Here is a 9,562-nt window from a genome sequence, read left to right as displayed (position 1 = left end):
TTATCTCATAGATATCGCAATAAGCGTAGGGGCTATAATCTAAAGTTTAATATTGTTGCTGGAATTGTTAATTTCAAAAATGATTTCGTTAATAAATTACTTGCCGCTTGATGCTAAAATAGACCTCTTTCGAAACTCGCTCATGATGAGCAAATGCGAGGAGTATACGAAGCACAGAGCCGCAGCGTACATGAAGTACGTGAGGACTTGCGCATCGGAGCGACGAAGCAGTTGCCATCAGGAGTAGAGTTAGGAAAGAGGTCTAAATAATCACGAACAACCTTCTTCACCCCTCGCATTGGCTAATTGTTAATTAAATACTTACGCAAGAGGTCTATTCTATCATGCAAGCAACTATTCCGTCCTTATAGATTCAAATTTTCACTTAATTGTATATACACTCATACGCTTTATCAAAAGTATAATTTTTGTATTTACTCCTGACGCGGAAGTTTGAACAAAAGCGAAGATGATGGATAAGAGTTTAGTAATATTTTGGTTGTTAGTGATTCTTGATTTAATCATACCTTACAAAATAGCAATATTCAGTAATAAACACTTTAGAAAATAAAGATTTTAGAAAATAAAAAATAAATCAGATGGTATAATAATGAGAGAGGGGTAAGGGGAGAGTGAAAGAGATGGTGAGTCCGCCGGGGATCGAACCCGGGACAACCTGATTAAAAGTCAGGCGCTCTACCAGCTGAGCTACGAACTCTAAAACTCCCTGAGTGCAAACTAGGTGGCTCAAGACAAGTTAAGAAGCGAGCAAAAAATCAAGCCGACTCAATTCTTTGTCTTTCTTTACACGCTCTTTTTACTTTTTTTTCCTTCTGTCTTTCCTTCTCCCTCTTTTTTTGGGATGGAGGGGTATTATGACGCAAATCTTTTAACTTAGCTGAGTAACCCTCTTGAGCTAAGCTAAACCTGAGTTTTCTTAGAGCTTCTGTGCCGTTATCACCGGGACGAACATTAATAGAGACCATAGAAAAATAAAAATAATAACGAACATGTTAAAAAAGTGATGACAAAGAATGGATAAACTGGACGAAAAAAGGAATTTTTTTTCGCAGTGCAACCACACCTGGTTGATGTTAGCATAGCATCCTTCCTTTGTCAACTAACTTTTAAACGGAAGATATAGTAACCTTGTCTCTAGTGATCATGTCCATGATGTTTCTAAAATAGAACATGCGCACTGCGCCTACCTCTATTTTAACACCGATGGACCTCTAGTCTACAATAGCTTATGAAGAGAAAGCATGAGCGTAGGAATAACAGAACGTGGGGTATACACAGAGTAGATTTCTTCGAAAAACTCCACTCCCTCAAGACTGGGTCGCGCCGTTTTGAAGGCCGCACTTAACCCCATGTATGCTCGAAGTTCTGCACCTTCATTTGATCCTGACATTTGCTCATCATTAGTGAGTTTTGCAAGAGGCCCACTAGCTCCTTGTATTTACTGAGCAGCTACTTTGCAGAAATCAGCTGCGCTGTCTCCAGCTATCATGCCTACGATGCTTTTGGCATAGAACATGAACACTATACCTACTGCTACTGCAAACATCAACTCCTTCTGTATTTTACCCATGGTAAAAAGGATAGCTACACATATTATTGCCATGGCAGCTAGCGCTTTTCCTATATCACCCCCAATCATATCATATAAATGACAAAATACAGCTGATATTTCCTTGTCAGATTTGGCGGTGGCGGCGTCGGGTGTGGTCCCGGCAAGAGCATCTATATTATAGATTAGCATATAAAATGCAAAAAGATAAAAAATCCATCTAGCAAGGTTATTTACAGAAAGATTGATAGACAATTCTGTACTATTTTTCATATGTTACCTCTTGTAATTAATTGAAGATTTTACTCATAATTAAACTATAGCATGTATTTTCATTGCTCTCAAGTAATTTTTAATTATTTTCGATGACTTATATCACCATTTTTAATTGTATATTTAAACAAAAGATTAAATACCTCTTGAGTATATTAGCCGTTCTGGCATTACTTTATATCGTTTTATGGTTTATATTAGTATATCCTATTTGCAACATATTAAATAATGTAAACAACAGAAATGAAAATAATACTCAAGAACAACCCAAATTTAGCTTTACATCAATTTCTCCTCATGGCTTCCCTCTATTCTTAGGATTAAGGATCAATAACTTACGAGAAAATCAAGAGAGCGTAGAAATTTCCTTATCTCACCCACTATATTTAGAATATTCTTTATTTACAGGCGTGGTACATATTAAATATGATGGCGAAATTATTAGTAGATATAAGATATCTACCGACCAATTCGATTCGATAATTAATATCGATAAAATGGCATATAGTTTCGCTATACCATTTACCTGGAAGAATATATCGCGTCTTCGTCATGATCCTACAGACTTAATAAACGCCATTCACAGCGTCGATTATCGGCACAGCGCCCTTGTTGTGCGCAATAAATTTAGTAATGAGATGCTGTATGAGTCTGGAGAGCAATTTATTAACCTCACCAAGCAAGATACGCGCGTAGAATTAGATCTGAGAAAAAATCTACCGCAATCAATAGCGATGGAATATAAAATTAACAACAAAAGTTATGTCGATTTTGAGCGATTGCCCGCCCCCACTTCCATGCTTTATGGTGCATTTATACCAATTAGTATCTGTAGTAACGGCAGTATTACGCTGTCTACTCATGGGCAAGCTATTTCTGATTTTTATCGCGATTATCGCCTGCAATATAGTGGTATAGTAGACATAAACTTACTTAAGTTTGACGGGCAAATCTCTTATGAGACGTCAAGTACCAAGCATGCTTTTTATACTAAAATGAACTTAGAGATAAAAAATAACTTTTTTGATACAGCATATCGCATAATATCTCTGGTAAAATATTTGAACGCCAGAACGAAGAATAGATATGATTTTGATATTTCTTCGATAGAAAAGTTTGATTCTAAAGAATATAAGATCTTAGAGGGGCGCTCATATCAGGTAGATGCAATGTTATCGATAATAAATCAATCTCTTGACGTACTGACAGTATCTTGCATTAACAATAAAAATGGCATCTATCTTAATTGTAAACCTCAAGAAAATAAAAGCGAGAGAGTAGATAATCGGAAGGATTACGAAGTTAATCTAGGCATTAACAATGCTAATAAAATCGTGTCATTGCTTACTAAACTCATTACTCCGCAGAATATTAACGCAAAACTCACTGAGATTGAGCGTGATATTTTTGCAAAAGCTAATTATTTTTTCCTCAAGAGCATATCCGAATATCCTAAGTCACAATCCGATAATTTTCTCATTTCCGGTTATTGGAGTGGCGAAAAAATCAAGGTTAATGATAAGCCTTTGAGTGAAATATTGCCTTTGTATGACTTCGCACTAGATGAAGGAATAACTACTCATATTACAGATGAGGACGAGCGACGCAAGACGCACGAGCATTTAATACATATATTAATGAACTGGGGTATGGAGCTTGCAAAAAGCAGGAGGCAATAGAACTACATCTTCCACCTATTATGCAGCCAAAACCACTGCTCTGGACGCGCCAAGATCCATCTACTGAGATTATCATTCATTGCTTTGGTGATGTGATATACATCTTGAGTTTTTTGCGCAGTAGCATGAAACTTATGGGGGGCATGAATAATGGCTTTAAATTTTACCTTTTCGCTAGTTCTAAAAAATTGGAGAGGCACTAATCTATAATTAAATTTTATCGCGATGGTTGCGGGGCCATCTGGCGTCATGCAGTTATTTCCTAAGAGCGGTACTTCAATACCGCTATTGAGTCTTTGATCTACTAACATAACTAGCACATGCCCCGCACGACAAACTTTTATTATTTCTGCGGCATTTTTTTTAATATCCAGCAAATAACTGCCGTTTACAGGGCGTAGATTTTTAATGATTTTTTCTATATGCGGGTTACCTAATGTTTGATATACAATGCAATAAGGCTTGTGTTTTGGGAGACTATACAACACATTTAAAGCCATTTCCCAGTTTGCAAAATGCCCAGTGTAAATAATGAAATTTTCATTCTCTTTTACTAATTGGATGATATGATTAACTCCTTCCACTTCTAGTCTCTGCGCCACTTGCGATGCAGACATGCTGTATACGTGCGGCAACTCTCCAATAAATCTGCCGAAATTTTGCCATATTTTTCGCGCTAATTTCCGCCTCTCTTCGTTTTTTTCGGCGCCAGTAGACGTTGAACTTTTGCGATCGAACACTAAAGATAAGTTTTGAAGTACAGTTTTATTAACCGCGATCTTAGGGCCTAACATTTCGAATAATCTACCAAAGAAATTACTAGCTCTTTCTACTCCTAACATTCTAGAAAAATTAATTAGTAATAATGCACCCAGATATTCTAGCGGGTGCAGCAAGCATCGCTTAATGAGTTGTTTTATATATAACTTCATCTTGTTTATATACTTTAGCGTTTTTTGATTTTATGTTCTAATTTATACAATATCTCATCAAAGATCCTGGTATCATCAACGTGCAACACAGCATTGATGCATTCAATCTCAAACCCTAACATTTCGCAATAAGGTTTGCATTTTATATAATCTTTAAAAGTAGTAGTGAGCGTGGCATTGCTTGCGCAGGCTTGTTGATGTAGCGATAAAATATCTTCTAAATCATATCTATGATGATCAGAAAAAGATATAGTGCCAATGATATTAAATCCCTCTCTTCTTAGCTGAGAAAAAAAATTATCGTTATTGCCTATGCCAGAAAATGCAATGCGTCGATGCTTTTTCTGCTTCTGCTGCGCCAGAAGGACTGTATGAGCAGCTATGATAGCATTGCAATTAACTTGTTTTGCCCAAAACATCATGGTTTTACTTGCAAAGACATTAGACCTCTTTCCTAACTCTACTCCTGATGGCAACTGCTCGTCGCTGTCGATGCGCAAGTCCTCACGTACTTCATGTACGCTGCGGCTCTGTGCTTCGTATACTCCTCGCATTTGCTCATCATGAGCGAGTTTCGAAAGAGGTCTATTGAAGTGATTGCTTCTGATATTTTGGCTTTGTAACTGAGTGGATGGGTTAGTAACAACTATTGCATTAATGTTTTTTGGATGATTGGTGCGCATGGGTCCTAACGGAATTAACATGCCATTGCCAAATCCACGCACACCATCCACCGCTGCAATGATGTAGTCTTTTATTAGATAAGGATTTTGCATTCCATCATCTAATAACACCACCTTAGGATTAATTTTATGTATAATGGGTATGGCATTCTTTATGTTGCAAGCCGCTACCACCACATAACCATTCGAAACAAAACACGCCGCTTCATCCCCAATAACCTCCGAGCCATGCTGAGGCGTTGCTACCACCGCCCCTTTTAAAGAGCCTTTGTATGACTTAGAGACAATTATAAAGTGAATGTCTAGTTCTGATAATTTCTTAGCTAAATATTCTATAATTTGAGTTTTACCCGTGCCGCCTACGCTAAAATTACCAACGCATACTACTAAAGACTGTTGCAACTCTATTGGTTTTGCTAAGGCTTGGCGCGCCCAACCCGCAAGATAGTATAAAATAGAAATGGGGGCTAGGAATATTGCAAAACAATAAGCAATTTTTTTACTGTTCCACCAAAATGGATAACGAAAATGCATTCAAGTTTATTTCTGAAAGTACGTTTGAGAAAGTGCGTTTTATTCTGTTATTACAATTGGCGCATTCGCTTTAGTCACTGTCACCCACCTACTTTGGCCGCTAAATCGCTCCACATGCTCTACTAACAACTCCTCCGCGCCCCATAAACACACTTGCGCACCTATCTGGGCATCTAGGATGTGAGTAACATCGATGGTTAGCATATTCATTGAAACCTTACCAACTATCTGGCATTTCGCTTTGTTATAGCCAAGTAAGACATATCCGCAGTTTATTGCGGGATATCCATGAGAATAGCCTACTGCCACAGTGGCTATCTTCCTTTTTTCTGCGCCGTCGCCTCCTAACCTATGCATAGAATGTGTTTGTTCTGGCGAAAGCTGGTGTGTGGCGCAGTAGCCAATATACTCGCCGCATTTGCGCTCATCAATAGATATTATTTGTCCATAAAAACGCATTACGGGTTGCAGGCCGAGCTCAGCGCTTGTTTTATTTTGCAATGGAGAGATGCCATAGAGCGCAATGCCTATGCGAACATAATCAAAAAAATTATCTCTGGCGCAGAACGGTGCAGATGAATTAAATAAACTGTACTCATGCCCGCTATAGCTTTGCGCTATGTGATAAAAACGTTCTATTTGTATTTGATTCAATGGATGTTCTGGGGTATCTTGGCATGACATATGAGACATGATTCTGATGCTGCATCCAAGCTTCTTGAAGAACTGGAGATGAGATGGCAAGACTTCTGGCTCTATGCCTAATCTACACATGCCAGTATTCACCTTTAGCCAAGGATGTAAATTAAATGTATTGGTTGCTTTGAAAGCATTGCTTAGTTTTTTAATTAATTCTATTTGATGGTTGTGGAATATAGTAAAGTGAAAATTATTGTAAGCTATCTCCTCTAACTCTTGGTAGGTAGAGAAGCCTTGTTGAATTAAAATCTTATCTTCTATTCCGTTATTTTTTAAAAACATCGCCTCTTCGAGCGTAGACACGCCCAAAAATGCTATTCTCTTACTAAGAATGCGAGCAACATCTAGCATGGAATGTCCATAGGCATTGGCTTTTATGACAGCAACTATCTTTGTTCCAACACATCCTTGCGTTACTAGTGATAAGTTATGCAGTAAGGCTGATTGAGAGATGAAAATTTGAGGCTCCATGTCTTATATCCTTAGAATGTGTTAGACAAATGTGTATTGTCTCATTATCAATAGACCTCTTGCGAAACTCTACTCCTGATAACAACTGCTTCATTGCTCCGATGTGTGAATCCTTACGTAACTTCATGTATGCTGCGGCTCTGCGCTTCGTATGCTTCTTGCATTTGCTCTTAATTGAGCGAGTTTGGAAAGAGGTCTAATAGTATTCTAGCTAATAACGCAAGAAACACAAGATTTAAAAAATTCTTATTTTTCTTATTTCTTATAATTATTTTTTCGCTATCATTAAGCTTGAAGTGTTAAGAAGTGCGCGCAGGGAAACATGCAAAAATATTCGTTAATCAATATATCGCCAATCATCAAAATCTACCTTGTACTACAATTGTGCATAAGAATCATTTTGGCATGTTATGCGCAAATGCATAATCAGACTCATTGCTTTGTGCAATGCTTTGCCTTGGGAGTGGTGTTTGATGTGTTAGTACTGTGCTATGTACTGCCCGTTTCGGAGTGCATAAGTATATTGTTTTATAAAGCTCTATCGCTGAAAATTTTTAAATATATCACTTATCTATCATACATATTTTTGTGTGTGTTACTGCTAGCTTTAGCAGTTGGAGAGATTGGTTTTTGGGATGAATTTTCGACTCGTTTTAATTTTATTGCCGTTGATTATTTGGTGTATACCAGGGAAGTGATGGGTATGCTTAAAACTGCCTTACCCATACCATTTAGTGCATTGATATTTGCGCTTATCTTTGGCGGTTATTTGATAGTGAGTAGATGCGATATAGCCAATTATTTGCGCAGATACAATATAAAACATAAAGTGATGGTGATAGGCGTGGCGTTAGTAGTGGATGTATTGGCTTTTTATTATATCGATTCAGCAAAGATTAGTGTGTTTGCATATGAAGATAATAGATACAGTCAGGAGCTGAGTAAAAATGGTATATATGAATTATTTAGAGCTTTTTCTCAAAATAGCCTAAATTATTATGATTTTTATCCTACTCTTGATCGTACTTTATCCGCAACAACGATACGCAAGACTATAGAAGCCGCAAACGCGAGTTTTTTGAATGATTCTGATATAAAAAGAGCGATAGATAATCGTTTTGTTAATAATCAAAGTTTAGTGTTAAACGAACGGAAAATTAGTAATGCGAATGTTATTATTATTTTAGTAGAAAGTTTGAGCGCAGAATTTTTGGGTTTTTTTGGTAATAACAAAGGGCTCACGCCGCATCTAGATAATCTGATAGAAAACTCTATAGTTTTTAAAAATTTATATGCTACTGGCACGCGCACTGTGCGAGGCATAGAGGCAATTACTCTTAGTATGCCTCCACTGCCTGGGTCGGCCATAGTGCGTAGAAATGATAATCATAATCTGGAAAATAATGTTGGCAAAATCTTCCATGATCTACAATATGATGTGAGTTTTATTTATGGTGGATATAGCTATTTTGACAATATGCTAAATTACTTTGCTGGTAATGGGTATAAGGTGATAGATAGGCTAGATATACCAAGCAGCGAGATCGAATCGGAGAATATTTGGGGAGTGGCGGATGAACATATATTTACTAAAGCTATACAGGTTTTTGAACAAACTCATAGCCGAAATAAAAAGTTTTTTTCTATTATTCTTACCACTTCGAATCATCGTCCATTCACTTTTCCTGCGAATCGCATAGATTTGGCCCAAGGGTCAAGAGATGCTGCAATAAAATATACAGATTATGCAATTGGTAAGTTTTTACGGGACGCTAGTAGCAAGGAATGGTTTGATAATACAATTTTTGTTATTGTAGCAGACCACTGCGCATCTAGTGCTGGCAAAACGGATTTACCTATAGAAAGATATCATATACCAATGATTATTTACGCCCCTAAATTATTAAAACCCAAGGCCATAGAAAGTTTAGCTAGTCAGATTGATTTAGCGCCAACGCTTCTTGCATTGATGAAAATAGATTATAGCAGCAGCTTTTTTGGATCGGATGTTATCAATTTTCCTAAAAATAGGGCTTTTATTAGTACTTATCAACTGTTAGGCATGATGAATTCGCGGGCTCTTGCTATTTTGTATCCGGGAAAGCGCTTTGCTATTCGCGAAGGTAGTCCTCTTTCTAGACTCGCTCATGAGGAGCGAGTGGAAGGAGTGAATGAAAGCGTGAAACTTCGAGCGTATAGGAAGTTACGTGATGGTTTTGAATTGGTAACGATGCCTCAGTCATCAGAGATAGAGTTTGGAAAGGAGTGTAGTGCAGTAGGATGTGGGAATGATGATTTAGAGGTGGAGATTATTAGTTTTTATCAAAATGCATATGACTTGTTTTATCAAACTAAATAGAAGCTTTGTAAGATAGGTGTTCTTCCAAATATTATATAGCTAAAGCATTATAAAAAGAGTATGAAAAGGAAGATGTATGTTAACATAAAAGAGAACAACTTCTAGGAAAGAAGTGTTTAGTCCCAGTAAGAAATGGTTAGGATTAAGTATAAAATATTCAGGATGAGTTGTTCACTAGATCTCTTTCGAAACTGTGATATATGTGTATACTCAAGCTAGGTCAATAAAAATATTATAGTTGTGCAATTGAAATATGAACAAGTGAAGATTTTATCAGATGATCAATTCAGAAGATTAACAGGAGTTAAGCGTGGTACGTTTGATAAGATGGTAAAAATATTAGAAGAAGCTGATAAAAAAGA

9 protein-coding genes, 1 tRNA gene and 1 pseudogene are annotated in these 9,562 nt (G+C 37.0%); 3 read left to right on the top strand and 8 right to left on the bottom strand.

What is annotated here, in order from left to right; translation table 11 throughout:
• Nucleotides 1–642 precede the first annotated feature (642 nt).
• The 4 genes from Sarmat_RS04920 to Sarmat_RS04905 form a co-directional block, all read right to left on the bottom strand.
• Nucleotides 643–718, bottom strand: a tRNA-Lys gene (locus tag Sarmat_RS04920).
• A gap of 58 nt (nucleotides 719–776) precedes the next feature.
• Nucleotides 777–986 (bottom strand): 30S ribosomal protein S21, encoded by a 210-nt coding sequence (gene rpsU / locus Sarmat_RS04915; protein ID WP_202149696.1) that lies wholly within the window; start codon nucleotides 984–986, stop codon nucleotides 777–779.
• A 251-nt stretch (nucleotides 987–1,237) separates the two neighbouring features.
• A complete protein-coding gene (locus tag Sarmat_RS04910) occupies nucleotides 1,238–1,411 on the bottom strand; it encodes a hypothetical protein (RefSeq protein ID WP_202149695.1) in 174 nt (57 codons plus the stop codon).
• A 48-nt stretch (nucleotides 1,412–1,459) separates the two neighbouring features.
• Nucleotides 1,460–1,843: a TrbC/VirB2 family protein gene (locus tag Sarmat_RS04905; RefSeq protein ID WP_202149694.1), complete on the bottom strand. Its 384-nt coding sequence runs from the start codon at nucleotides 1,841–1,843 to the stop codon at nucleotides 1,460–1,462.
• A 146-nt stretch (nucleotides 1,844–1,989) separates the two neighbouring features.
• Here Sarmat_RS04905 and Sarmat_RS04900 point away from each other — a divergent pair, with 146 nt between their 5' ends.
• Nucleotides 1,990–3,522 carry a hypothetical protein gene (locus tag Sarmat_RS04900; protein WP_202149693.1) on the top strand — a complete coding sequence of 511 codons (1,533 nt, stop codon included), beginning with the start codon at nucleotides 1,990–1,992 and terminating at the stop codon, nucleotides 3,520–3,522.
• A 2-nt stretch (nucleotides 3,523–3,524) separates the two neighbouring features.
• Here the strand turns inward: Sarmat_RS04900 and Sarmat_RS04895 are convergent, their stop codons facing one another.
• From Sarmat_RS04895 to Sarmat_RS04880, 4 genes are read right to left on the bottom strand one after another with little or no spacing between them, the layout of a single operon-like run.
• Nucleotides 3,525–4,454, bottom strand: coding sequence for a lysophospholipid acyltransferase family protein (locus Sarmat_RS04895; protein ID WP_202149692.1), 930 nt, complete (start codon nucleotides 4,452–4,454; stop codon nucleotides 3,525–3,527).
• Between the two features lie 14 nt (nucleotides 4,455–4,468).
• Entirely contained in the window at nucleotides 4,469–5,671 is a 1,203-nt protein-coding gene (gene lpxK / locus Sarmat_RS04890) for a tetraacyldisaccharide 4'-kinase (RefSeq protein WP_202149691.1), read from the bottom strand.
• A gap of 39 nt (nucleotides 5,672–5,710) precedes the next feature.
• Nucleotides 5,711–6,841: an alanine racemase gene (gene alr / locus Sarmat_RS04885; RefSeq protein WP_202149690.1), complete on the bottom strand. Its 1,131-nt coding sequence runs from the start codon at nucleotides 6,839–6,841 to the stop codon at nucleotides 5,711–5,713.
• Nucleotides 6,798–6,968, bottom strand: coding sequence for a hypothetical protein (locus tag Sarmat_RS04880; RefSeq protein ID WP_202149689.1), 171 nt, complete (start codon nucleotides 6,966–6,968; stop codon nucleotides 6,798–6,800). The genes alr and Sarmat_RS04880 overlap by 44 nt, the downstream gene beginning before the upstream one ends.
• 195 nt (nucleotides 6,969–7,163) lie before the next feature.
• Between Sarmat_RS04880 and Sarmat_RS04875 the strand changes: the two genes are divergently transcribed.
• Both Sarmat_RS04875 and Sarmat_RS04870 read left to right on the top strand, forming a co-directional pair.
• Complete coding sequence (locus Sarmat_RS04875; RefSeq protein ID WP_202149688.1) at nucleotides 7,164–9,200, top strand: LTA synthase family protein; 2,037 nt, start codon at nucleotides 7,164–7,166, stop codon at nucleotides 9,198–9,200.
• Between the two features lie 246 nt (nucleotides 9,201–9,446).
• Nucleotides 9,447–9,562, top strand: a pseudogene (locus tag Sarmat_RS04870) (IS5/IS1182 family transposase); the annotation flags it as partial.

This window comes from Candidatus Sarmatiella mevalonica (assembly GCF_016751895.1).
In the GTDB taxonomy this organism is placed as follows: domain Bacteria; phylum Pseudomonadota; class Alphaproteobacteria; order Rickettsiales; family Rickettsiaceae; genus Sarmatiella; species Sarmatiella mevalonica.
This window is presented reverse-complemented; position numbering and strand designations above follow the sequence as displayed.